Origin of the sequence: Streptococcus sanguinis (genome assembly GCF_900475275.1) — a bacterium.
Classification (GTDB): domain Bacteria; phylum Bacillota; class Bacilli; order Lactobacillales; family Streptococcaceae; genus Streptococcus; species Streptococcus sanguinis_N.
Window position 1 is genome coordinate 2,159,253 of sequence record NZ_LS483364.1, and the last position, 24,637, is coordinate 2,183,889.

The following is a 24,637-nucleotide window of genomic DNA, read 5'->3' on the forward strand; positions in this document are numbered from 1 at the left end:
AATTATTATATCAAAATTTTGTTTGAATTTCACTATCTTTGTACCAGTTTTGAAAACTTTGACGGAATTTAAACATTTCATCATGATCCTGCAAATCCCGCAGAGGATAGATAAAAGGCTGAATGTTATTCGCTTCCTGTTTCCTCAAGACAAAAAGAGTTTTGGCATGCTTGCTGCTTGAGAAAATAGACTCTGGCAAGGTTATCATCGCGATAAACTGAGCCTTGGCTAGGAGCCATTTTTTCAGCAGAGGAGCTTGAGCGCTGGTCAAGAGATCATTTGGCGCCAGAAATATAGCATAACCACCTGGCTTCAGATATTTGAGCGATTGCTCCATCAGGAGATGATGGGCATAAGTGTGCTCATCCGGACTAGCCACTTCATAGCGGGAGGCGATACTGTCGTCTGGATAATAACCAACCGGTAAATCACTGATAATGATATCACTCTCTTTCAGAACCTGAGGGCGAACTGCATCCCCCTGAGCAAAGTGAGCCTTAGAATTCATAACCTCTGCAATGCTGGCAGAAAGGTCAATTAATAAATCATCTAGCTCCAGACCTAAGTAGTCAATCTTCTTTTGGGTATGATTGAGAACAGTCTCAGCCAAATTTCCTGTTCCGCTGCCGATTTCTAATACATCAGCTTCCTCTCCGTGAGCTAGCTGGTCCAATAAGAAAGTAATCAGAAAACCAATTGTGTCAGGTGTGAATTGATGATTGACCTGCATGGGCTCCGTCTGGGCAGCCTTCATCAGGATAAACTGATAGACTCTCCGCCACTCTTCCTTGGTCAAATGCAGAGCGCGGATTTTTTCATCGTTGGTCAGAACCTCTTGTAAATCAGTATCTCCATCTAGGTAAATGCCATTCTGCTCAATCAGAGCATCGTAAAAATTGGTCGCCAGAGTGTTTTGGATATTCTGGACGTTTTCGAGAATCAGAGTATAAGCTTGTTCTATCTTTTCAAAATTCATGGAATCCTCCGTTCATCCTATCATACCAAAAATAAGGCCCCATTCCAAGATATATAAAATTACAAAGATTTTACAGTTATATTAGCCCGACTTACCAGCTTCGTCCGAAATTGCTTTCTCTTTTTTGTCAGTTGGTTTCTTGTCTTCCTTAGCTTTCTCCTCCTCCTTCTTAGAAATGGTAAAAGTAAAGGAATAGGAATGCCCGCTGCTGAGCTGACTGCCGATTTCCAGTTCCTTCCCTTTCTTACGGTAGACCGCCTTGCCCTGCTCAAACTCCATCTCACCGCTATCATCCTTGGCTGTAGCTTTTGTCAGAACTGCCATTGCATAGGCTTCTGTCCTTTCCCTGTTGAAAAGCTGCAAACGCTGACTGCTGACTTGACGGTTGAGATAAAACTGCAGGAGCAGGCTAAAGACTGCGGCCATCAGCAGCGCATACAGTAAAATACCTGCCTCAACTTTCTTCTTCCACACGATAGACGAACTCCCTCTCTAAGCCTTTTTCAAAGCGAAAATGAAGATGGACAAGCTTACCTTCCTGACGCACATCAGCTGCTTCCAAACCATAAATCATCGGCTGGTAGCCGCGACCGCTCTTATCTGTTTTACGGAAATCATCTCCCTTGGATTTACCCAAGGCCAAGTCCCTGCCATCCTGTCTGATGTAGATTTTATTGTCTTCAACCTTGTCAAATTGACTTCGCGAAAGCTCCGTCTCCAGTTGGTCGGCAAACAAAAGCCACTCTTGCTGCTGATTATTCTCCTGCTGATGCAGTTCTGAAGATAAGAGCTGGGTCATAGCCTGAAAGACCAGTATTCCACCACTGAGAACCAGCAAGGCTACTAAAGCCTCCAAGAGAGTAAAGGCCTTGACTTTAAGGTTTTTGGACACGGATGACTACCTCCCCTTCGTGATAGACCAGCAGCTGCTTATCTGTCTTAAGCTGACTTATAGCAATTCCATTGATATGAAGCTCTTCTTGTCCTGTTTGCAGAGCCATACGGGCTACCCGAAGCACCTCTTCCTGCTGCAGAAGGAGCTGCTGCTCTTTACGAGACCGGCTAATCTGTCCCAGAAGCAGACTGGCAATAGCCGCAAAAACTGCCATGGCCATCAGAGCTTCCAGCAGAATGCTAGCCTGAAGCTGTCGTCTTTTTAAACTTGCCATTGCCCATATAAAGCTGGTAAACAACTGTCCTGTCCTCCGTCTGAAAAATAATCTTGCTGAGTGATGAATTTCCCCCAGCCCGGTCAAACTTAATGACCTGCTGCTCATGCTCCTGCAAAGTTTGTGGAAAATCCAGCTCTTGATAACCGTTGGAAATCTGCCGTCCTGAAATCTTGAGAGAAAGCTTATCATGCCCAACTAAGCTCAGCCTCTGCGTCTCCTGATAGAGCCTCTCAAACTCTAAAAAGAAGAGTTGCTCTTGAACCTGATTGAAGCCAGCCCTGACCGAGCCAGATAATACTAGTAGTAGAAAACTAACAACAAAAAGAACTAAGAGACTTTCCAGCAATGTAAAAGCCTTAATTGGCAACCGCTTGAGTTTCGCCACTGTGTTTTCCATAGTAAGCCTTATATGAATCTGCCTGCTTCTGGCTGATATTTCCTGCGCTGACTAGCTTGCTCAGGCTAGCCTTTTCATTGGTGTTCTTAAGCTCATACAGCTCCGCCTGGCTTTCTACTACCTTGACCACCGCTGCCGTTCCTGTATCTGAAACAGCATCTTTTTGCTTGGTCAGATTAGGCACAAAGAGCAGCAAGAGTACGCTGATAACCAGCAAGACAATCAGCATTTCCACAAGGGTGAATGCTTGAACTTTTAAGGTATTAAGTTTTTTCATTACAAATGAACCTCCATATTCTGATAAATGGGCAAGAGCATTGCCGCATAAAGTAAAACAATCACTAAGGCAACAAAAATAAATACTAGGGGCTGAATGAAATTCATGGCTCGGTTGATACGTAGGAAAAATTCCTCCCAAGTCTTTTCAGCATAGACTTCCAGCTCACTATCTAGCTTGGATTTGACCTCACCATACTCGATCATCAGGGACAATTCTTTCTTAAAGAAAGGATAGCTCGCCACCTTGTCCGCATAGCCTTGACCGCCTTGCAAAGCAGCAGCCATATCTTCTCCGATTTCCTGAAAGAGCTGGGAAGGCTGCTCCTGCATAATCGCAAAAATCTGACTCAATTCCAGGCCCTGACCAATCATATTTCCCCATTCACGAGCATAATAAGCGGTCAAGTAAGCCTGCACCAAACGCCCAATAAAAGGCAGAGCTGCTAGTTTGCTGAAAAAACGAATCTTGGATGACTTTCGATAATAAAAGAGAGCCACTGAAACCAAGGCGGCCCAAGCAAGGCTGCTCCACAAAAAAATCTGAGGCAGGTGATTAATCAGCTGAGTAGCTAGATTCTGGCTGTCTAATTGAGGCAGAAGATAGTTGCGCAATCCCAGCATGATAAGGACCAAAAAGCCCAGCAGCATGAGAGGATAGGTTCCTACCTCTATCAATTTTTTCTTAACCTTGGACAGATTTTCCAGATAGGCCTCAATTTTGCCCAGACTAAGTGTCAGATTGCCATGCAGCTCAGATAAGGACAGCTGGGTTACAACGCTGTCGGAAAATCCCAGTCGACTGACAATCTCTGAAAAGGACTGACCAGCTGACAAACCTGCCCGCATTTCTGCCACATAAGCCTCCTCCAGCAAGGCACTTCGCCTCAGAAAGTCTACAATCTCTGCTAAGTGAAAACCGCTGCTAAAGAGATTATGAAAGAGCTCAATAATCTTTTTCTGCTTAGGCGTAGACAATTTTTTCGGTCTGCCTTTGCTCAGCACTGATATGTCCTTCTGCAAAAAGCTGATCAATCTGCTGATTCCAGACTGCGGCTTCGTGCTCTTGATAGTTTTGACTGACAAAATCAACGACACCTCCTCCCCCAATTAAACGCTGGTAACAAACACCTTGAAGCACCATTCTTAGCTCATCCTCGCTAACGCCCAATTCCAAAAGTCGCTCATAGACACCGCGAACACTCTTGGCATGAATCGTTGAAAAGACCGTAGCTCCGGTCAAACTTGCCCGAACCACTGCCCTAGCTGTCTCTCGATCACGGATTTCCCCGATAATCAAGAGATCCGGACGATGTCGCAGAGACAGCTTAATCAGACTGTCATAAGTCATGCCAATGGTTTCGTTCAGTTGCAGCTGCAGCATAGCCTCTTGCTTAATCTCAACCGGATCTTCAATCGACATAACCTGCTGATCAGAAAATTTAAGCTGAGCCAAATGGTACATCAAGGTCGTCTTGCCACTGCCGACTGGTCCTGAGAAAAGATAGAGACCGCGAGCCTGAATTTTCTTTCGCAGCTCCGGCAATTGCTCAAACCAAAAGCGCAGCTCCCTGTCTTCGTCATGAAGGAGCCGGATAACCAGACTTTCAAAACCACGGTAATCCCCAACTGACGACAGCCGAATTGAAACCTTGGCTTCCCCACAGTCATAATCGCAAGACCCCAGCTGACTGCGGCGCTTCTCTCCAACATTCATACCTGCGACAAACTTAAAGTGGCTGATAACAGCTGACAGAAGTTCAAAATCATAAGTCTTAATAAAGCGACGTTCATCACCGATTCTCATATAAAGCTCATAGCAAGTAGTCTTAGGAATGAGGTAAATATCCTGCGCCCCTTCTTGCCGAGCCTGCCTAATCATTTCTTTTGCAATTTCTTGAACCATAAATCCTCCTCACCTTACTATTCGCAAAAAATCCAGAAAAAGAAAAAACAGCGGAAGAAACTTAACTTCTAACAAGTTAGGTCTCTTCTGCTGCTCTATTATCAGATTTGCAAAATATATTCTGTCGATTTAAAGAGGCTTAGCGTTTTTTAGTTTGACTGAGCAAGCTCGGTGCTTTTCAAGGCCGTTCTGCTTAGTATAGCCTGGCCGGTACTTGCTCTTAGGGATCTGGCAGTCATTCTCCAGCAAAAACAGAGAGTGGTACTGCTGAACATTCTCATCGCACTCCTCGCACCAGCGCTGATCCTCCGGATCCCAAAAAATTGTCATTAAATCACTACGGCTCTTATACAAAGGTGACTGCTCTTCCATCTGCAGCCAACGGCTTTTATAATACTTAAGGGCTTCATAATAATCATCGAACTGCTTCTTTGCAACGATATCCTCTTCCCAGCCATCCAGGAACCACCACGGTTCATAGTCCCCGTACATCTCAATTACACAATACATACTCGTCCTCTCTTTGTACCGTATATTATATATGAATTCTTTGACGAACAAAACTATTTTGCTCAAAATCAGAAAACAAGAACTTTATTGGAACAGAGACAAGCACATCACTCTTCATAACATGAAGATTAACATCACGGATAGTATTCTTAACCATGCGAACAAATAGTGTTGGTCCATTTACACATACGACAGGTTTCTCAACATCTAGAAACTGGATAAGTCCTGATTTAGCATAAATACAAGCTTTCTATTTTGACAATTTCTGAAATAAATCTCAATCTTTTTCTTCAAAAAAGGTGAGACAAATATCATTTTGTCCCACCCTATTGTCTGCATGATCTTAAGCAAAATTTTCATCTTGCTTGTTTCTGCATTATAAAGTTTCTAAAGCAATCATCGTTGTCACAGCTGCGTCATAGTAATTATCTGACGGCAAACCTTGCATGAAGAGATATTTATTCTGCTGCACCAATTTGCGGAATTCCATATTGTTGTTAGCCGCGTAGAATACCGGAGCGGTAAAGCTGCCAGCCTGATTACTATTGAGAGCTTTCCCTTTCAGAGTGTAGCCCGCATAGATCTTTTCTTGACTGAGGAAGAAGTTTAACATCTTCTTCAGCATTTTTTGACTTTTTTCATCCTTGCTTTGAGCCAGATTGTAAGGAAGTCGGCAGGCATTATAAGAATAATAGCCATCATTTGCAGATTCAACCGTATCAGCATCAGCTGCCCAAACTTTGTCGCCTTCAACCCAGATAAAGTCTGGTATCAAACCAGTCTTATTATCAGCGCTGATTGCTTCAAGTTTGCTGAGCATGTTATCCCGAATTGTCAGCCACTGCTTATCCTTTGTCAACTCATAGAAAGCTTGGAACTGCTGCGGCAATGTATCAGAAGTCCGCATGAGATTATAAAATTTCGATTCTGCATTTGCCCAGTTCCCAACCGTCAAAACGCCGTTACTTTCATTATAGTTATATGCCAAGACATCTTTCAGAATGGCCTGAGCCTGATCTTGGTATTCTTTAGCCTTGTCCGGCCACTGCTTAGCAGCCTGAATCAAAGCATAGGCAATGTAGAGATCGCCGTCTGTAGCATTGTTTTCGTCTTCATGATTGCTCTTTCCATCCTTAATCGTCTGTTTCCAAGACATGAGCTGGGTATCTTTCAGACGATGAGCTAGATAATATTGGTAGAGCTTCTCAAAATCAGCAGGACTGGCATCGCCTTGCTTAGCTGCATCCACAGCAATCACCATGCCATAACCTTGTGCCTCAGACAGCACAACATCTTCAGTCTTACTGTTTGTCGTCCTGATATAAGACAATTTGTCCTTGGTTACGACATATTCTTTAGACCATTGGCTGTATATCTTCTTTTTGATATTAGGAGTACTGCCCATGCGGGTGTACAACAGGATACCAGCCAAAACAGCCAGAATTGTCACAAACCAAATAAATCTTAATCTTGTTCTTTTCACACTTTCTCCTAACCTGCAAATCGTTTTGTTTTAACCCACTTGGTTTCTTTCCTCTTCAAAATCTTGTCCAAGATAACAGATCCTACTGCATCTAAAGAAACAACGATAAAGAGCTGAGAGTAAGTCAAATAGGACACAAGAGCCAGCCAAATCTGTTTGGTGGTCGCCTGTCCAAACTGAGAAGCCAGGGCGATATTGATCTGCAAAAGATAAAGCAAAATCATCAGAAGCCAGTTAAAGAGCATCAGCTGGACGATATAGATATTCTGAGCATCAAAAGCGAAAGGAATCCGCACATCCGGTACAAAGAGCTGGGTAATCATCGCCGCTACATTGGCAAAGAAAACCAAGTCAGATAAGACAATCGCCAAATTAAACCAGAAGAAGATACAAGAATAATTGAACACTTCCAGTTTCACGCGCCAGTTACCGCCACTAAAAAGATGTTTGAAGTTGGCAAGAACTACCTCATAATTCCCCTTAGCCCAGCGCTTACGCTGCATGTAGTAGGACTTGAGGGTTTCTGGCTCTTGTTGGAAGGCCTCTGAGTTATAAGCCAAGGCAATCAGCTTGCCGCTCTGCATAATCTTAAAGGAAATTTCCGTGTCCTCTGTCAAGGCACCATTTTTCCAACCACCAATACTCTTAACAAACTCAGTGTTAATCAAGAAGTTCGTACCTGGAATCCGTCCAATCTTAAAGAGATGCCACATACCTACGTGGTAAACACGCTGAGTTACAACGATTTCTTGGTTGATACAACGTGTCAGGAAGTTCTGGTTGGCATTGCGGGTCTTGTTGCGTCCGAAAGAAGCAACGTGGCGTTCTGGATCTTCCAAAACTTTCTTGACTAGGAAGTAAAGAGCATTCTTTTCTGGCATGGCATCCGCATCATAGACACAGATATATTCACCCTTGGCCATCTTCAGGGCGTCATTCAGCACCCCTGCCTTACCTCCCGTACCAGTACGGTCTGTAATTGTAATATTGCGTCCAGCATACTCAGGCATAGCCTGTACTTTCAGCATTTCCTGATAAGTATCATCCGAGCAGTTGTCCGCAAATAGCAGAACTTCCACTCGGTCATGAGGATAATCCAAATCCAGAATGGCCTTAGTTGTCTGAGCGATAACCACATCTTCATTGTGGGCTGGGACAACGACTGTAACCATAGGATAATGTTCCAATGGGCTGGTATCCACGTTGAAGTCACTGCGTTTCATCCAGAAATGCACGGAAGAGCATAGAATAACCAAAGCCCAAGCCAGAGACATCCAGATGGAGAACAGAGTGACAATCATAATAAGTTGACTAATCATGACGAGTCACCGCCCTAAAATTTTTATTGACCCGATTGTAAATAACCAGATAATAAATGAAGAGGACCAAAAAGCTAATAGCAAAAAAGATACTTAGCACCATAGAGATGATAAAAAATACTTCTGTTAAAGACATGTGTTTACCTCCTAGTATTCTACGATAATGTCGGTTTCAAGCTGACGCTCCAGATTGCTCAAAGCGTCATCGAAATTATGGAATTTGTCAATGTTTTGAGCGTTCAATTTTAAACTGCCGGACTGAAACTGAATTTTTTGGTCAGTTTTCTTATTCTCAAAGTGCATCATCGTTAAATCGTCACGCACTTTCTCTTGGAAATATTCCTTGACTTCCTGATCCAGATCTTCTACCAGAACGAGAAAGTTACCATTGGATACATAGTAAACCGTTTCTACATTCTGGAAGTCCCAGTTAAGCAGTCGTAAAATTCTCTTGAGCATCCGCTTGTACTCCCGAGAGTGAATTTGATAAAAATGATGATTGTGTGCCCAATGGACCAGCAAAGCCTGAAAAGCTGGAGCTTGTTTCTGATTTACTTTCTGAACCATTTCTTCATAGGCCTCAGCAGCATCTTCACTGTCATCCTGCACCAACCCCAAGCGCTGATGGAGATAGAAATTCACTCGGCTGGTCAGCCAAGCACTGACAGGGAAGACATAAAGCAAGAAGAGAACTTGATTGTCCGGTAGGTAGGTTACATCAAAGAGCAAGATCAGAGTTGCTATAACCACACCCAGAATCATTGCCCATGTCACCAAAAGATCAGATAGGACAAAGACACTAAAAATACCTAATAAAATCAGCGCGATTCCGATATAAAATATGTTAGCTGCAAAATTCCAACTGTAGAAAAGAATTAGTCCAATTGCCAGTACAAAGACGGCTAATGATTTTTCTAGTCCTTTTTTCCTAAACATTTTTTACTCCTGTCTTAAATTCTTCCGGCCTAGCCGTCTGCTTAAAATAGTGAGCTATTGCTTGAGCAATCCGCTCAGAAGCCTTACCGTCACCATACGGATTGCTGGCTTGGGCCATTTCCTGATAGAGTGACTCATCTGTCAGCAGGGCTTCCATTGCCTCTGCTACTGCTTGAGTTTCTGTACCGACCAGCTTCAAGGTGCCGGCTTCAACTCCTTCTGGTCTCTCTGTTGTATCACGAAGTACCAGTACAGGTTTACCTAAGGAAGGTGCTTCCTCTTGTACTCCGCCTGAGTCTGACATGATAAAGTAGCTTTTAGCTGCGATATTATGGAAATCCAACACATCCAAAGGCTCAATCAGATGAATCTTTTCATTATCACTCAGAATTTCTCTGGCCGCCTCCTGAACCGCTGGGCTCAGGTGAACAGGATAGACAATTTCCACATCATCATGGGCATCTACAATCTGCCGTAGAGTTCGAAAGACCCTTCTCATCGGCTCGCCTTGATTTTCCCGGCGATGCATGGTCACCAAAATCATCTTGCGAGCTGGATCAATACGATCAAGCACCTCATGCTGATAATCAGCCTGGACGGTCAGCTTGAGAGCGTCAATAGCTGTATTTCCTGTCACAAAAACTGTTTCTGCCGGATGGTTTTCCTTGAGCAAGTTAGCCTTACTCTGATCTGTTGGCGCAAAATACAAGTCCGTCAAAGAGTCAGTCATCTGACGATTCATCTCTTCTGGGAAAGGAGAGTATTTATTCCAAGTCCGCAAGCCAGCTTCTACGTGGCCGATACGAACTTGATTATAAAACGCTGCAAGACTAGCCGCAAAAGTCGTTGTCGTATCACCGTGCACCAGCATAATATCTGGCTTGTTTTCCTTTAAGATATCATCCAGCTTATGCAGGATCTTGACAGTAATATCTGTCAGGGTTTGATTCTTCCCCATAATATCCAAATCATAATCAGGCTTAATCTTAAAAGTCTCAAGTACCTGATCCAGCATCTGACGATGCTGAGCAGTCACAACTGTTGTCGTTTCAAACAAGTCTGCCTGCTTCTTCAGTTCAATAACCAGTGGAGCCATCTTAATTGCTTCTGGACGAGTTCCAAAAACAACCATTACCTTAATTTTCTTCATTTTTCCTCACCAAAAATCAACATTCTTATATTAACTTTTTACTAAAAAATGTTTGTTTTAAGTAACCTTAGTTATTTTACCATCAAGCGTTTCAATAATCAAAGCATGAACTATTATTTTATACTTTCTTAATAGTAATTTACATGTTGGTAACTTATTTAAGATTATTTTAATTTTCTTAACTTAACTGTAACTTAAAATTACTGAAATTTTTTGGTTTTCTCAAAAAAATAAATAAAAAGGAAAGAACTTATAGGCTTAAAGCCCTGATTTATGCAGAATTTTGTGTTTTTTACCTATATTTTTTAATCTTTATTCATTGTAATAAAATATTATTCTATTTGTAATCTAATTGTTTTCTACTCTTTATATTTCAAAATCCTCCCTTCATGAATGAGCTAGCTAGATAAACGCCAGCTACTGTTCTCCACAATCTTCGACTACTACCATTAAAACCAACCTCCTCTTTTTTAAAATTTCAAACCTGCCCCTCCTACTATTTTAGGATTTTTAAAATAGTATAACCTAGCGCTATCATACTACAAAAACCAGCTACCTCCCTGATTAAAAATAAATATGGCATCTCGCATCATAGAAAAACTGAAACAGGAAATCTTGAATATTTCTTCTATAGTCGTTGATCCATAAAGGAGAACTTAAAAACAACTTTCTAAGTATATTATGGGATAATATTTAGTGGCGGGCAAGAAATTATCGGCTGCAAGAAAAAATCCCTCCCGATTTTCGGGAGGGAAAGTTCTTTATTTAAGAACAATATTTTCTTCAGTTTCAAATCCATCTGGCAGTTCTGTCACTTCGTTGATAATTTCAACTTCATTGACAGCCTGAGGTTCCAGATTGCGGTAGCGGGCCATACCAGTACCAGCTGGGATAATCTTACCGATGATAACATTTTCCTTGAGTCCGAGCAGATGGTCTTTCTTACCACGGATAGCAGCATCTGTCAGGACACGAGTTGTTTCCTGGAAGGAAGCTGCAGACAGGAAGCTATTTGTCTCAAGGGAAGCTTTGGTGATTCCCATGAGGACTGGACGAGCTGTCGCAGGCACACCGCCAGAGATAACCACATCACGGTTAGCATCTGTAAAGTCAGTGATATCCATAAGAGTTCCCATGAGAAGATCTGTATCTCCTGGATCCATAACGCGCACCTTGCGAATCATTTGACGAACCATTACTTCGATGTGCTTGTCACCGATTTCTACCCCTTGGCTGCGGTAAACTTTTTGTACTTCAGCAAGCAGGTAAGTTTCAACAGACAAGACATCGCGGACAGCCAGCAAGTGCTTCGGCTGGATAGAACCTTCGGTCAAGGCAGCACCGCGAGAAACTTGGTCGCCAACTTCTACCTTCATGCGGGCTGTAAATGGTACCACATATTCACCTTCGCCAGTTTGGCCTTTAACAAAGACTTTCTTGGTACGAGTAGATGCATCTTCTTCGATAGCAGTAACTTCACCCTTGACTTCAGTGATGACCGCTTCCCCTTTCGGATTGCGGGCTTCAAAGATTTCTTGGACACGAGGGAGACCTTGCGTGATATCGGTATTAGAGGCAACACCACCCGTATGGAAGGTACGCATGGTCAGCTGTGTACCAGGCTCCCCGATAGATTGAGCAGCGATGGTTCCGACTGCTTCACCGACTTCAACCGCATCACCCGTTGCCAAGTTGATACCGTAACAGTGACGACAGACACCGTGGCGGGTGTTACATGTAAAGACGGAGCGGATTGTCACTTCTTCAACACCAGCATTAACGATTTCACGTGCCTTGTCTTCGGTGATCAATTCATTTGGACCAATAATGACAGCACCAGTTTCTGGATGTTTAACTGTTTTCTTAGTGTAACGACCATTTAGGCGCTCTTCCAGAGACTCGATCATTTCCTTGCCTTCTGTGATAGAAGTGATGAGCAAGCCACGATCTGTACCACAGTCATCTTCACGGATAATCACATCTTGGGCAACGTCAACTAGACGACGAGTCAGGTAACCTGAGTCGGCAGTCTTAAGGGCCGTATCTGTCATACCCTTACGAGCACCGTGGGTAGAGAAGAACATTTCCAGAACGGACAGCCCTTCGCGGAAGTTAGACAAGATTGGCAATTCCATGATACGTCCATTTGGCGCAGCCATCAGACCACGCATACCGGCCAACTGGGAGAAGTTAGAGATGTTACCCCGAGCTCCAGAATCCATCATCATAACGATAGGGTTCTTCGGATCTTGGTTGGCAACCAAACGTTTTTCCAATTTCTCACGAGCTGCCCGCCACTCAGCAGTCACTGCATTGTAGCGTTCGTCATCAGTAATCATACCGCGACGGAATTGTTTAGTGATTTGTTCTACACGTTTGTGTGATTCTTCAATAATCTCAGCCTTGTCTTCAACAACTGGAATATCAGCGATACCCACTGTCAGACCAGCCAAGGTAGAATGGTGATACCCCAGATTCTTCAAGCGGTCAAGAAGAGCAGATGTTTCTGTCGTACGGAATCGTTTGAAGATTTCTGCGATGATATTCCCCAGATTTTTCTTCTTAAACGGAACATTGATCTCAAGCTGTTCAATGACTTCCTTGATGTCTTGTCCTGACTCCAAGAAGTACTTAGCTGGCACACCTTCTGTCAAGTTAGCATTAGTCGGCTCTTGCAGATAAGGCAATTCCTCTGGCATGATTGCGTTAAAGAGGATTTTACCAACAGTTGTAATCAAAATCTTATGCTTCTGGTCTTCTGTCCAAGGCTTATTAAGACTGTCTGTTGCGATACCAACACGAGTATGCAAGTGAACATAGCCGTTGCGGAGAGCCATCACCGCTTCATCCATATCCTTGAAAATCATGCCTTCGCCTTCGCGGCCAGCCTCTTCCATGGTCAGGTAGTAGTTCCCCAAGACCATATCCTGAGAAGGTGTTACAACTGGTTTACCGTCTTTCGGATTCAAGATGTGCTCAGCAGCCAGCATGAGGATACGAGCTTCAGCTTGTGCTTCCTCAGACAATGGTACGTGGATAGCCATCTGGTCACCGTCAAAGTCGGCATTGTAGGCTTCACAGACCAATGGATGCAAACGAAGAGCTTTACCGTCAATCAGAACTGGCTCAAAGGCCTGAATTCCCAAACGGTGAAGGGTCGGTGCGCGGTTAAGAAGCACTGGGTGTTCCTTGATCACTTCTTCCAGAATATCCCAGATACGCTCATCTCCACGTTCCACCAAGCGTTTTGCAGCTTTTACGTTTTGCACGATATCACGAGCAACGATTTCACGCATCACAAATGGTTTAAAGAGCTCAATCGCCATTTCACGTGGCACACCACATTGGTACATCTTTAGAGTTGGTCCAACGGCGATAACGGAACGACCTGAGAAGTCAACCCGTTTACCCAGCAAGTTTTGACGGAAACGCCCTTGCTTCCCTTTGAGCATGTGGCTCAGAGACTTAAGTGGACGGCTGCCTGGTCCAGTAATTGGACGGCCGCGGCGACCGTTATCAATCAAAGCATCAACCGCTTCCTGAAGCATCCGCTTCTCATTTTGAACGATGATACCAGGGGCATTGAGTTCCAATAAACGAGCCAAACGGTTGTTCCGGTTGATAACCCGGCGATAGAGATCATTGAGGTCAGAAGCTGCAAAACGACCACCATCCAGCTGAACCATCGGGCGCAAATCTGGCGGAATAACCGGAAGAATATTAAGAACCATCCATTCTGGCTTATTGCCAGACTTGTAGAAGGCGTCCAAAACATCCAAGCGACGGACAGCCTTGATCCGTTTTTGACCTGAAGCAGTTTTCAATTCTTCTTTGAGGACAGCAATCTCAGCTTCCAAGTCCACTTGTTTCAAGAGGTCTTGAATAGCTTCGGCTCCCATTTTGGCTACAAATGAGCCTGCACCGTACTCGCGTAAACGCTCACGGTACTCACGCTCCGTCATAATTGACTTGTGCTCTAGCGGTGTATCCTTAGGATCAATCACCACATAAGCCGCAAAATAAATGACTTCTTCCAGAGCACGTGGACTCATATCCAAAGTGAGTCCCATGCGGCTTGGAATTCCTTTAAAGTACCAAATATGTGAAACAGGAGCCTTCAATTCGATGTGGCCCATGCGCTCACGGCGAACCTTGGCGCGAGTTACTTCAACACCACAGCGGTCACAGACGATTCCTTTGTAACGAATCCGTTTGTACTTACCACAGGCACATTCCCAGTCCTTTGTTGGACCGAAGATCACTTCGTCAAAAAGGCCTTCGCGTTCTGGTTTCAGGGTTCGGTAATTGATTGTTTCAGGTTTCTTCACTTCCCCATAAGACCATGAACGGACCTTGTTAGGAGAAGCTAGGGTGATTTGCATACTTTTAAAACGATTTACATCAACCACTATTTCTTACCTTTCTTCATTTTCTAATCAGTGTCTATTCTTATTCTTTTCCTTCAGCCTCAAAAGCTGCTTTCGCTTCTTGAGCTGCTTTTTCACGCGCTTTTTCAAGATCATCAACGTGAATCACATCATCATCTTCACCTTCGTCTAGGTCACGCAGTTCTACTTCATTGTCATCTTCATCAAGAACGCGCATATCCAGACCAAGAGATTGCAATTCTTTGACAAGAACGCGGAAGGATTCTGGCACACCTGGTTTTGGAATTGGCTTCCCTTTAGTAATAGCTTCATAAGCCTTCAAACGTCCGTTGACATCATCTGACTTGTAAGTCAGGATTTCTTGCAGAACGTTAGAAGCACCGTAAGCTTCTAAGGCCCAAACTTCCATCTCACCAAAACGTTGTCCACCAAACTGAGCTTTACCTCCGAGCGGCTGTTGGGTAACCATTGAGTAAGGACCTACTGAGCGGGCATGAAGTTTATCATCTACCATGTGGTGGAGCTTGATCATGTACATGACACCAACAGATACACGGTTATCAAATGGCTCACCGGTACGTCCGTCATAGAGAATAGTCTTGGCATCACTGTCCATACCAGCTTCGCGGACAGTATCCCAGAGATCTTCTGAGCTTGCTCCATCAAAGACTGGTGTCGCAATATGGATACCCAAGTTACGCGCTGCCATACCAAGGTGAAGCTCCATAACCTGACCAATATTCATACGAGATGGTACTCCGAGTGGGTTCAACATGATATCAACTGGTGTTCCATCTGGCAAGTAAGGCATGTCTTCCACAGGAACGATACGGGATACAACCCCCTTGTTTCCGTGACGACCAGCCATCTTATCTCCGACCTTGATCTTACGTTTTTGAGCGATGTAGACACGAACCAACATATTAACGCCAGATTGCAGTTCATCACCATTAGCACGGGTAAAGATCTTCACGTCACGAACCACTCCGTCGGCACCGTGTGGCACACGCAGAGAGGTATCACGAACTTCACGAGACTTGTCACCAAAGATGGCATGAAGCAGGCGCTCTTCAGCAGAAAGGTCTTTTTCACCCTTAGGGGTCACTTTACCTACAAGAATGTCGCCTTCTTTAACTTCCGCCCCGATGCGGATAATACCCATTTCGTCCAGATTGCGTAGGGCATCTTCCCCTACGTTTGGAATTTCGCGGGTAATTTCTTCTGGGCCAAGCTTGGTGTCGCGCGTTTCTGATTCGTATTCTTCCAAGTGAACTGAGGTGTAGACATCGTCTTTCACCAGACGCTCACTCATGATAACCGCATCCTCGAAGTTGTAACCTTCCCATGTCATGTAGGCAACGATTGGGTTTTGTCCCAGAGCCATTTCTCCATTTTCCATAGAAGGTCCGTCAGCAATAAAGTCGCCTTTTTCGACAACATCGCCAACTTTCACCAAGGTACGTTGGTTATAAGCAGTACCTGAGTTCGAACGGCGGAATTTTTGAATTTGGTATACATCAAGAGAACCATCTTCGCGGCGGACTTCAACCTTATCTGCATCCGCATAGGTGACCTTACCATCATGCTGGGCAATAACCGCTGCACCAGAGTCGTGGGCAGCTTGGTATTCCATCCCAGTACCGACATAAGGCGCTTTTGGATCAATCAAAGGCACAGCCTGACGCTGCATGTTGGCACCCATGAGGGCACGGTTGGAGTCGTCATTTTCCAAGAAAGGAATACATGCTGTCGCTACAGCAACTACCTGCTTAGGTGACACATCCATGTAGTCTACTTGGTCTGATGGAAATTCTTGGTTATTACCTTGGTGGCGTCCCATAACGATAGGCTCAGCAAAGCCGCCTTTTTCATTCAGCTTAGAGTTGGCCTGCGCTACGATAAATTCATCTTCCTCATCAGCTGTCAGCCAAACGATTTCGTTGGTTACTACGCCAGCTTCACGGTCTACCTTACGGTAAGGTGTTTGAATAAATCCGTATTTGTTAAGGTGTCCATAAGAAGATAAGTTATTGATCAAACCAATGTTTGGTCCTTCAGGCGTTTCAATCGGACACATACGGCCATAGTGAGTATAGTGTACGTCCCGCACTTCATAGCCAGCGCGGTCACGTGTCAAACCACCAGGTCCCAAGGCAGACAAACGACGTTTGTGAGAAAGCTCAGACAGCGGATTGTGTTGGTCCATGAACTGAGACAACTGTGAAGAACCAAAGAATTCTTTAATGGCTGCAGTTACTGGACGAATATTGATGATTTGTTGCGGTGTGAGAACTTCATTATCTTGAACAGACATCCGTTCGCGAACATTACGCTCCATCCGAGAAAGTCCAAGTCGAACTTGGTTAGCCAAAAGCTCACCAACTGCACGAATACGACGGTTCCCTAAGTGGTCAATATCATCCACACGACCGATGCCTTCAGCCAAGTTGAGGAAGTAGCTCATCTCAGCCAAAATGTCAGCTGGTGTCACAATCCGAACCTTGTCAGACGGATTTGCATTACCAATGATGGTCACAACGCGGTCTGGGTCAGTCGGAGCCACTACCTTGAATTTCTGCAAATCTACAGGAGCTGTCAAAACAGCTGAATCGTTTGGAATATAAGTGATTTTATTCAAACCATTGTCCAACTGCTCTGCAATGCTGTCAATCACACTGCGGGTCATAACTGTACCAGCTTCAACCAAGATTTCTCCAGTTTCAGCATCTACCAATGGCTCTGCAATGGTTTGGTTCAGCAAGCGTGTCTTGACGCTGAGTTTCTTATTAATCTTGTAGCGACCAACTGCTGCCAAGTCATAACGATGCGGATCAAAGAAACGCGCTTCAAGAAGGGAACGAGAACTTTCAGCCGTCTTAGGCTCGCCTGGACGAAGACGCTCATAGATTTCTTTCAGAGCTTCATCTGTACGGGAGTCCATTGGATTCTTGTGGATATCTTTTTCAATGGTATTGCGCACCAAGTCGCTGTCACCAAAGATGTCCAAGATCTCATCATCTCCTGAGAAACCAAGCGCACGCACCAGAGTGGTAAATGGAATCTTCCGCGTCCGGTCAATACGAGTGTAGGCAATGTCTTTTGAGTCTGTTTCCAACTCTAACCAAGCTCCGCGGTTAGGAATAACCGTTGAACCGTAGCCAACTTTTCCATTTTTGTCAACTTTATCGTTAAAGTAAACCCCTGGAGAACGCACCAACTGGGATACGATAATCCGCTCACCACCATTGATGATGAAGGTTCCCATTTCAGTCATGATTGGGAAATCGCCAAAGAAGACTTCCTGAGTCTTGATTTCACCAGTTTCCTTGTTAATCAGACGGAAGGTTACAAAGATTGGCGCTGAGTAGCTGGCATCGTGGATACGTGCTTCTTCCAGCGTATATTTAGGCTCACGGATTTCATAGCCGACAAATTCCAATTCCATGGTGTCGGTAAAGTTTGAAATAGGAAGTACATCTTCAAAGACTTCCTTCAGACCATGATCCAAGAAATCTTGGAACGAATCCGTTTGGATTTCAATCAAATTTGGTAAATCAAGAACTTCCTTAATTCTTGAAAAACTACGACGGGTACGGTGTTTACCGTATCGAACTTCATGTCCTGCCAAGTTTTTACTCCTTTATGATAAGATACTAAGCCCTTGATAAAGCGAGAAAAGACGTATCTTTTTCTCAACGCTTTGAGGGCGAGTTCTGTGAAATGTTTTCAGAGGAAAATCCTCTGTCATTTACAATGCTGCAAAACAGCCACAATCAGTCCCTTTTGTTTAATTTTCAGAAAAATTAAATTATGATTACATAACCCGTTTTTCCTAAAAATAGGCACAAAAAGAGCAGCTAAATCTGACTTATTCAAGTTTGATTTAACTGCTGTAAGCTTCTATTTGGACAATATTTCAAATAAAGCACACGACAAATTATTGTTATTATTATACCTTATTTAGCTAGAAATTGCAAGGATTTCATCCGCTTTCTGAAAAGTTAAAACTGTTCTTGATGCGCTAGTTCCCCTGCCGGTTATTGTTAGAATTGGAGCTAGAATTAGAATTAGAGGTAGAACCGCCCAGTATAGCTGACCAAGCCTTCTGATAATCCGCATCTGATGCCCCAATACCAAAGCGATAGGTCGTGGTCGGAGCACCATTTTTAGCCCAATAGCTAGGCACTGTCGGACCGCTGAGATTAACAGAGCGGCCGTTTACCGTTACTGTACCTGGCTTTTCTCCTGTGGACTTGAGTACATCAGACTTAATCACACTCGGATCAAGAGTGAACTTATCACCAACACCCCAGGCATTTGGATCTGCCTGATAGATAGCATCTGCCATATAGGCCATGTAGGAGGCATTATTATTATAACCAGTCAACGCCGCCATAGAGCTATTATCATCATGACCAATCCAGCCTCCCAAAGTCATCTTAGGAGTAGAAAGCATCAGCCACATATCACCGTTGGTGTTGGTCATTCCAGTCTTACCAATCCAGTCGGCTCCAGCCAAGGTTCCATTGACCTGACTGATTCTGGATTTGTAGGTCGTAGTAGCCCCAGAATTGATAACGCCCCGCATGAGCTCCTGCATAATCGTAGCTGCTGCTGGACTGTAAATCTGAACAGGATTGGCCTTATGCTGGTAAATCACCTTCCCATCTCGGTCTGTGATTTTTTCAACCATATATTTTTTCTGGTAGGTTCCATTATTAGCCAAGGTTTGGAAACCATTGGTATGCTGAGCTACAGATACTTCAATTCCCCCGCCCATTGGGAGACTCTCAATGCTGTAGTCATCAATGTAATAACCCATTTTTTCCATATAACCACGGACATTGACACCTTTTTCGCGTAATCCGCGGTAAGTCCAATAAGCCGGAATATTCCAAGAAGTATTGAGAGCTTCTTGCAGATCCATCATGGCTGTACCACGGCTGTCCACGTGCATGATTGGGTCACCGCTTGAAAAGTTAGTCGGATAGTTAGAAAGAACGCTGGCGCTGCCCATCAGACCTTGGTCAATAGCAATCCCATAAGCCAGAATCGGCTTAATGGTCGAACCCGGTGACCGTTCCGTATCAAAGGCATGATTGTTCTGATTGGAAGCGTAGTCTCTGCCGCCTACAAAGCCAATCACAGCACCGGTTTTATTATCCAAGAGGACATTTCCCACTTCAACTGCACCAGTTCCGTCATCCAAGACACCGCCATAGTTGGCTACTGCATTTTGCATAGCGGTGTGGATATTCTTGTTAATCGTGGTGGTGACAGTATAGCCGCCATCGCTCAGTTCTTTAGCGGCCAATTCCTTGTAGGCTTTGACAGTGTCGTTGTTTTTCAGCTCTTGCTGAGAAACATTGTCCCGCTGAATCAAGTACTCGTACATGGTCTGCTGGGCTTCTTCGACCGCTGTGTAATAAAGGTAGCCATGCGAAGATTTTTCCGAGCTTTCAGATGGCTTGAAATCCTTGGTCAGGTCGTAGTCCTTGTACTCCTTGTACTCTTTTTCGCTTAGATGGCCCGTCCGATACATATTATAGAGCACATCCTTGGCACGTTCCAAGCCCAGAGCCATATCCCCTTCACTCTTGAGACTGCCATCCGCTGCATAAGGCGAATAAACAATCGGACTCTGTGGCAAGCCGGCAATAAAAGCAGACTGGGGCACAGTCAAATCCTTAGCAGAAACACCAAAAATCCCTTGAGCAGCTTCTTCCACACCAGCGATATTCTGCCCCTTATTGTTGCGCCCGAAAGGCGAAACGTTCAAGTAGGTCGTCAAAATATCATCCTTGGACATGTAGCGCTCCAAAGCCAGCGCATCAACAATCTCCGCCGCTTTCCGCTTGAAGGTCGGCGCATCGCCCACCACCTGCTGCTTGATCAACTGCTGGGTAATGGTTGACCCCCCGCTAGACGAGCCAACTCCAACAACTGAACCGAGCGTAGCCCGAAGCACAGCCTTGGGCACCACTCCGTTATGCGTTTCAAAGTTCTCATCCTCTGTAGCGATAACGGCTTTTTTAACATTTTCAGAGATGGCGTCACTCTTAACTGGGATGCGGAGCAAATCATTGTCCACTTCTGCAATCAAACTGCCATCGGCATAGGTAAGCTTAGAAATACCAGAGATATTATTCACCTGCTTGACCAGCTCTTCTTGCTTGGGCACTTCAACCTTACTGAAAAGACTAGCTGCATAGCCTATCCCAATCCCAGCACCGATTACGCCACCGAAGAAGATAAACACAAAAGCCATATTCATCAGAAGTTTAAAAGTCCGCAAGAAAACAGCAAAAACATCACCGATAGACCAGCCATTGTTGCCACTAACGATCTTCTTGCTCCATTCTGGAAGATGTATTTTTTTGATAAACTGCTGGGCTTTTCCCCAGAACTCTTTTAATTTCTCTATTAATTGTTCCAAGTTTGATTCTCCTTGTTATCTTCCCATTATACCAAATATCTATGATTTATTTCAAGGAAACATTGCTATTTAAAAGCTTTATGATACAATAGAGTAACATAAATTTAAAATATAGATAAGCCAATTTCTTGGCTTTTAGAATAGGAGAGACATGATGCACATTTTTGATGAGCTAAAAGAACGTGGCTTGGTATTCCAAACCACTGATGAAGCAGCTTTACGCAAGGCCTTAGAAGAAGGACAAGTCTCTTATTATAGTGGATACGATCCGACCGCTGACAGCCTGCACCTTGGCCACTTGGTAGCCATTCTGACCAGCCGTCGCTTGCAACTAGCCGGACACAAACCCTACGCTCTGGTCGGAGGAGCAACTGGATTGATTGGCGATCCATCCTTTAGGGATGCAGAACGCAGCCTCCAAACCAAGGAAACCGTAGAAGGCTGGGTAAAATCTATCCAAGATCAGCTTTCTCGTTTTCTGGACTTTGAAAAGGGCGATAATAAGGCCGAGATGGTCAATAACTATGACTGGTTCAGCAGCATCAGCTTTATCGACTTCCTGCGTGATGTCGGCAAATACTTCACTGTCAACTACATGATGAGCAAAGATTCTGTCAAGAGCCGGATTGAGACAGGGATTTCCTATACAGAATTCGCCTACCAGATCATGCAAGGATATGACTTTTATATCCTCAATCAAAACCACGGCGTAACCCTGCAAATCGGTGGTTCTGACCAGTGGGGCAATATGACAGCAGGTACAGAACTCCTGCGCCGCAAGGCTGACAAGACTGGCCATGTGATAACTGTTCCGCTCATTACCGACGCTACTGGCAAAAAATTTGGTAAGTCAGAAGGTAATGCTGTCTGGCTCAATCCTGATAAGACTTCTCCTTACGAAATGTATCAATTCTGGATGAATGTCATGGACGCAGACGCTATCCGCTTCCTGAAAATCTTCACCTTCCTGTCCTTGGATGAAATCGAAGAGATTCGTCAGCAGTTTGAATCAGCACCACACGAACGCTTGGCTCAGAAAGTCCTGGCTCGCGAAGTGGTCAGTCTGGTTCACGGTCAAGAAGCATACCAGGAAGCTCTCAATATCACTGAGCAGCTCTTTGCCGGAAATATCAAGAACCTATCTGTCAAGGAACTCAAACAAGGTTTGCGCGGTGTGCCTAACTATCAGGTCCAAGCAGAAGACAACCTCAATATTGTAGAACTGCTTGTGACAGCCGGTGTGGTAAACTCCAAACGTCAAGCTCGCGAGGACGTCCAAAACGGTGCTATCTACCTCAATGGCGAGCGCATCCAAGATTTAGACTATGTTCTCAACGACTCAGATAAACTGGAAGACGAGCTGACAGTTATCCGCCGTGGTAAAAAGAAATACTTTGTCCTTACCTACTAAAGATAAAAATCCGATTACCTGAATCGGATTTTTCTATGTCTTACGAATGAAAGGACATTCAACTTTATAAAAACAGATAGAAAGAGAGTTCTCATGAAACCAAAACTCGCCCGCTTTGCCCAAGCTTCGGCTCTGGCCTGCCCACTTTGCCAGCAAAGCTTGGCTATGGAAGAAAGCAGCCTCAAGTGTCTTAATCGCCATTCCTACGACATCGCCAAATTCGGTTATGTCAATCTAGCTCCCCAGGTCAAACAAACTAGAGACTATGACAAAACGAGCTTTCAAAATAGAAAAGTCATCTTGGAAGCCGGCTTTTATCAGCATATCCTAGATGAGTTGCAGGATCTGCTGCAGACCCTGCCTGAAGAACAGACCATTCTAGACGTCGCTTGCGGAGAGGGCTACTATGCTCGAAAAATTCAGGAAAAATTCCCCAACAAAGAAATTTACGCCTTTGATTTATCCAAAGATTCTATCCAGTTAGCTGCCAAAAGTGATCAGAGCCTGGCTGTAAAATGGTTCGTAGGTGATTTGGCACACTTGCCTGTTCAGGATCAAAGCATAGATGTCTTGCTGGACATCTTCTCACCAGCTAACTACCATGAATTTCAGCGAGTATTGAAAAAAGAGGGACTTATCATTAAAGTCATCCCAACAGAAAATCATCTGAAGGAAATTAGAGCTAAAGTAGCTGACCAGCTCCGTCAAAAAGATTATTCTAATCAAGATATCGCCCAGCACTTCCAGAAACACTTTCAGATCCTATCTAGAAAGACCGTAGAATCAACCCATGCTCTACATTCTGAGGAGAAAACTGCCCTGCTCCAGATGACTCCTTTACTCTTTCATGTTGAAAAAAATCTAATCAATTGGGAGCGGCTTACACACGCTACTATTTCAGCTGAGATTCTTATCGGAAAACTAAAACAAGAAAAAATCTGATTACCTTTCGGTAAAAAATGATGTTATAACAGCCATTTTAAAAACGCAGACTGTCCTGTCTGCGTTCTTTGTTTATCAACTGATTAATAGACTGTCTTCTCTGTCTCTGGATCAAAGAAGTGCGCTTTATTGAGGTCAAAACCTAGGTCAATACCTGCACCAGTTTCTAGGTAATCCCGTGAATCCACACGCGCTACAAACTCACTAGAACCCACTTGGCAATAGAGATGAGACTCTGCTCCCAGCAATTCTGAGACAGAAATTTTGGCATGCACAACTGAATTCGGGAAAGTTTCCAAGAAAGCAGCTTCTGCATTAACATCCTCTGGACGAATACCGAAGATCAGCTCCTTGCCCTCGTAACCTTTCTCCCGCAGAACCTTGAGGGCTCCTTCTGGAACAGTCAAGCGCAGACCTTCTGCGACAATCTCATTCCCTTCAAGTTTAACTGGGATAAAGTTCATAGCTGGGCTACCGATGAAGCCGGCAACGAACTTATTAACTGGGTTGTTATAGACTTCCTGCGGTGTACCAATCTGCTCCACCCGTCCAATCGTTCCAGTTCCAGCAGGATTCTTGGTCGCTGACATGATAACAATCCGGTCAGCCAGAGTCATAGCTTCAGTCTGGTCATGGGTGACATAGATAGTTGTTGCCCCGATACGGCGGTGAATCTTGGCAATCTCTGCCCGCATAGAAACACGCAGCTTAGCATCCAAGTTAGACAAAGGCTCATCCATAAGGAAAACCTTTGCATCACGAACGATAGCGCGTCCCATTGCTACCCGCTGACGCTGACCACCAGACAAGTCGGCTGGCTTACGTTGCAAGAATTCCTTCAAGCCCAGAATTTCTGCTGCTTCATTGACCCGTTTTTCAATATCTTCCTTGCTGTACTTGCGCAGCTTGAGACCAAAAGCCATGTTGTCGTAGACAGTCATGTGCGGATAAAGGGCATAGTTCTGGAAGACCATGGCGATGTCACGGTCTTTTGGAGCTACATCATTAACCACTGTACCGTCAATAGAGGCAGTTCCTTCTGTGATGTCTTCAAGCCCCGCAATCATACGCAGCGTAGTTGATTTTCCGCAACCAGAAGGACCGACAAAGACGATAAATTCTTTGTCCTTGATATCTAGATTGAAGTCTTCCACTGAATAGTGGTCGCTGTTGGGATATTTTTTATAGATATTTTTCAGATTTAATTCGACCATAATAAGCCCCTTCTTTTGAATAAAAATATTTTCTTTCAAGCTCTCGTTTGCAAAGCGCTTTCACATTGTCCATTATATCGTTTTTTTTTGACTTTTTCAAGCACTTTTAGTAAAACGTTTG

20 protein-coding genes are annotated in these 24,637 nt (G+C 44.3%); 2 read left to right on the plus strand and 18 right to left on the minus strand.

What is annotated here, in order from left to right; genetic code table 11:
- Positions 1–10: 10 nt before the first annotated feature.
- From DQM55_RS10745 to pbp1b, 17 genes are all read right to left on the minus strand, one after another.
- Complete coding sequence (locus DQM55_RS10745) at positions 11–976, minus strand: class I SAM-dependent methyltransferase (protein ID WP_111676739.1); 966 nt, start codon at positions 974–976, stop codon at positions 11–13.
- 81 nt (positions 977–1,057) lie between these two features.
- Positions 1,058–1,450, minus strand: coding sequence for a competence type IV pilus minor pilin ComGG (comGG, locus tag DQM55_RS10750; RefSeq protein WP_002907445.1), 393 nt, complete (start codon positions 1,448–1,450; stop codon positions 1,058–1,060).
- Positions 1,431–1,868: a competence type IV pilus minor pilin ComGF gene (gene comGF / locus DQM55_RS10755; protein WP_111676741.1), complete on the minus strand. Its 438-nt coding sequence runs from the start codon at positions 1,866–1,868 to the stop codon at positions 1,431–1,433. Before comGF ends, comGG begins: the two co-directional genes overlap by 20 nt.
- The gene (comGE, locus tag DQM55_RS10760) at positions 1,852–2,145 is read right to left on the minus strand and encodes a competence type IV pilus minor pilin ComGE (RefSeq protein WP_111676743.1); all 294 of its coding nucleotides are present in this window, start codon (positions 2,143–2,145) and stop codon (positions 1,852–1,854) included. Before comGE ends, comGF begins: the two co-directional genes overlap by 17 nt.
- Complete coding sequence (gene comGD / locus DQM55_RS10765; protein WP_172454771.1) at positions 2,111–2,545, minus strand: competence type IV pilus minor pilin ComGD; 435 nt, start codon at positions 2,543–2,545, stop codon at positions 2,111–2,113. Before comGD ends, comGE begins: the two co-directional genes overlap by 35 nt.
- Entirely contained in the window at positions 2,505–2,822 is a 318-nt protein-coding gene (gene comGC, locus DQM55_RS10770; RefSeq protein WP_002896769.1) for a competence type IV pilus major pilin ComGC, read from the minus strand. The genes comGD and comGC overlap by 41 nt, the downstream gene beginning before the upstream one ends.
- A complete protein-coding gene (gene comGB, locus DQM55_RS10775; RefSeq protein WP_269459928.1) occupies positions 2,822–3,856 on the minus strand; it encodes a competence type IV pilus assembly protein ComGB in 1,035 nt (344 codons plus the stop codon). Before comGB ends, comGC begins: the two co-directional genes overlap by 1 nt.
- Entirely contained in the window at positions 3,786–4,727 is a 942-nt protein-coding gene (gene comGA / locus DQM55_RS10780) for a competence type IV pilus ATPase ComGA (protein ID WP_111676749.1), read from the minus strand. Before comGA ends, comGB begins: the two co-directional genes overlap by 71 nt.
- Positions 4,728–4,856: 129 nt before the next feature.
- A complete protein-coding gene (locus tag DQM55_RS10785; RefSeq protein WP_002903497.1) occupies positions 4,857–5,237 on the minus strand; it encodes a DUF1033 family protein in 381 nt (126 codons plus the stop codon).
- A gap of 376 nt (positions 5,238–5,613) precedes the next feature.
- Complete coding sequence (locus DQM55_RS10795; protein WP_172454772.1) at positions 5,614–6,720, minus strand: glycosyl hydrolase family 8; 1,107 nt, start codon at positions 6,718–6,720, stop codon at positions 5,614–5,616.
- Positions 6,721–6,728: 8 nt separating this feature from the next.
- Entirely contained in the window at positions 6,729–8,039 is a 1,311-nt protein-coding gene (locus DQM55_RS10800; protein ID WP_002896777.1) for a glycosyltransferase family 2 protein, read from the minus strand.
- Positions 8,032–8,175, minus strand: coding sequence for a hypothetical protein (locus DQM55_RS10805; RefSeq protein WP_002896778.1), 144 nt, complete (start codon positions 8,173–8,175; stop codon positions 8,032–8,034). The genes DQM55_RS10800 and DQM55_RS10805 overlap by 8 nt, the downstream gene beginning before the upstream one ends.
- Before the next feature lie 11 nt (positions 8,176–8,186).
- Positions 8,187–8,975 carry a hypothetical protein gene (locus DQM55_RS10810; protein ID WP_002896779.1) on the minus strand — a complete coding sequence of 263 codons (789 nt, stop codon included), beginning with the start codon at positions 8,973–8,975 and terminating at the stop codon, positions 8,187–8,189.
- On the minus strand, positions 8,968–10,125 hold the full coding sequence (wecB, locus tag DQM55_RS10815; RefSeq protein WP_002911057.1) for a non-hydrolyzing UDP-N-acetylglucosamine 2-epimerase: 1,158 nt from the start codon (positions 10,123–10,125) through the stop codon (positions 8,968–8,970). The genes DQM55_RS10810 and wecB overlap by 8 nt, the downstream gene beginning before the upstream one ends.
- 761 nt (positions 10,126–10,886) lie before the next feature.
- Positions 10,887–14,534 (minus strand): DNA-directed RNA polymerase subunit beta', encoded by a 3,648-nt coding sequence (gene rpoC, locus DQM55_RS10820; RefSeq protein WP_111676751.1) that lies wholly within the window; start codon positions 14,532–14,534, stop codon positions 10,887–10,889.
- A 40-nt stretch (positions 14,535–14,574) separates the two neighbouring features.
- Positions 14,575–18,141 carry a DNA-directed RNA polymerase subunit beta gene (gene rpoB, locus DQM55_RS10825; RefSeq protein ID WP_111676753.1) on the minus strand — a complete coding sequence of 1,189 codons (3,567 nt, stop codon included), beginning with the start codon at positions 18,139–18,141 and terminating at the stop codon, positions 14,575–14,577.
- 393 nt (positions 18,142–18,534) lie between these two features.
- Positions 18,535–20,949, minus strand: a complete 2,415-nt coding sequence (pbp1b, locus tag DQM55_RS10830; protein WP_111676755.1) for a penicillin-binding protein PBP1B — start codon at positions 20,947–20,949, stop codon at positions 18,535–18,537.
- A gap of 154 nt (positions 20,950–21,103) precedes the next feature.
- Here pbp1b and tyrS point away from each other — a divergent pair, with 154 nt between their 5' ends.
- Together tyrS and DQM55_RS10840 are read left to right on the plus strand one after the other, a co-directional pair.
- Positions 21,104–22,360 carry a tyrosine--tRNA ligase gene (gene tyrS / locus DQM55_RS10835; protein WP_111676757.1) on the plus strand — a complete coding sequence of 419 codons (1,257 nt, stop codon included), beginning with the start codon at positions 21,104–21,106 and terminating at the stop codon, positions 22,358–22,360.
- A 93-nt stretch (positions 22,361–22,453) separates the two neighbouring features.
- Positions 22,454–23,302: a methyltransferase domain-containing protein gene (locus tag DQM55_RS10840; protein WP_002903506.1), complete on the plus strand. Its 849-nt coding sequence runs from the start codon at positions 22,454–22,456 to the stop codon at positions 23,300–23,302.
- A gap of 83 nt (positions 23,303–23,385) precedes the next feature.
- On the opposite strand, the gene DQM55_RS10845 is transcribed toward DQM55_RS10840, so the two are convergent.
- Positions 23,386–24,516, minus strand: coding sequence for an ABC transporter ATP-binding protein (locus tag DQM55_RS10845; protein WP_111676967.1), 1,131 nt, complete (start codon positions 24,514–24,516; stop codon positions 23,386–23,388).
- Between the last annotated feature and the right edge of the window lie 121 nt (positions 24,517–24,637).

Excerpts from the sequence above, each read along its gene's own strand:
- DQM55_RS10745 (WP_111676739.1), bottom strand. The coding sequence starts at position 976 with ATGAATTTTGAAAAGATAGAACAAGCTTATACTCTGATTCTCGAAAAC.
- comGE (WP_111676743.1), bottom strand. The coding sequence starts at position 2,145 with ATGGCAAGTTTAAAAAGACGACAGCTTCAGGCTAGCATTCTGCTGGAA.
- comGD (WP_172454771.1), bottom strand. The coding sequence starts at position 2,545 with ATGGAAAACACAGTGGCGAAACTCAAGCGGTTGCCAATTAAGGCTTTT.
- comGC (WP_002896769.1), bottom strand. The coding sequence starts at position 2,822 with ATGAAAAAACTTAATACCTTAAAAGTTCAAGCATTCACCCTTGTGGAA.
- comGA (WP_111676749.1), bottom strand. The coding sequence starts at position 4,727 with ATGGTTCAAGAAATTGCAAAAGAAATGATTAGGCAGGCTCGGCAAGAA.
- DQM55_RS10785 (WP_002903497.1), bottom strand. The coding sequence starts at position 5,237 with ATGTATTGTGTAATTGAGATGTACGGGGACTATGAACCGTGGTGGTTC.
- DQM55_RS10800 (WP_002896777.1), bottom strand. The coding sequence starts at position 8,039 with ATGATTAGTCAACTTATTATGATTGTCACTCTGTTCTCCATCTGGATG.
- DQM55_RS10805 (WP_002896778.1), bottom strand. The coding sequence starts at position 8,175 with ATGTCTTTAACAGAAGTATTTTTTATCATCTCTATGGTGCTAAGTATC.
- DQM55_RS10810 (WP_002896779.1), bottom strand. The coding sequence starts at position 8,975 with ATGTTTAGGAAAAAAGGACTAGAAAAATCATTAGCCGTCTTTGTACTG.
- wecB (WP_002911057.1), bottom strand. The coding sequence starts at position 10,125 with ATGAAGAAAATTAAGGTAATGGTTGTTTTTGGAACTCGTCCAGAAGCA.
- tyrS (WP_111676757.1), top strand. The coding sequence starts at position 21,104 with ATGCACATTTTTGATGAGCTAAAAGAACGTGGCTTGGTATTCCAAACC.
- DQM55_RS10840 (WP_002903506.1), top strand. The coding sequence starts at position 22,454 with ATGAAACCAAAACTCGCCCGCTTTGCCCAAGCTTCGGCTCTGGCCTGC.
- DQM55_RS10845 (WP_111676967.1), bottom strand. The coding sequence starts at position 24,516 with ATGGTCGAATTAAATCTGAAAAATATCTATAAAAAATATCCCAACAGC.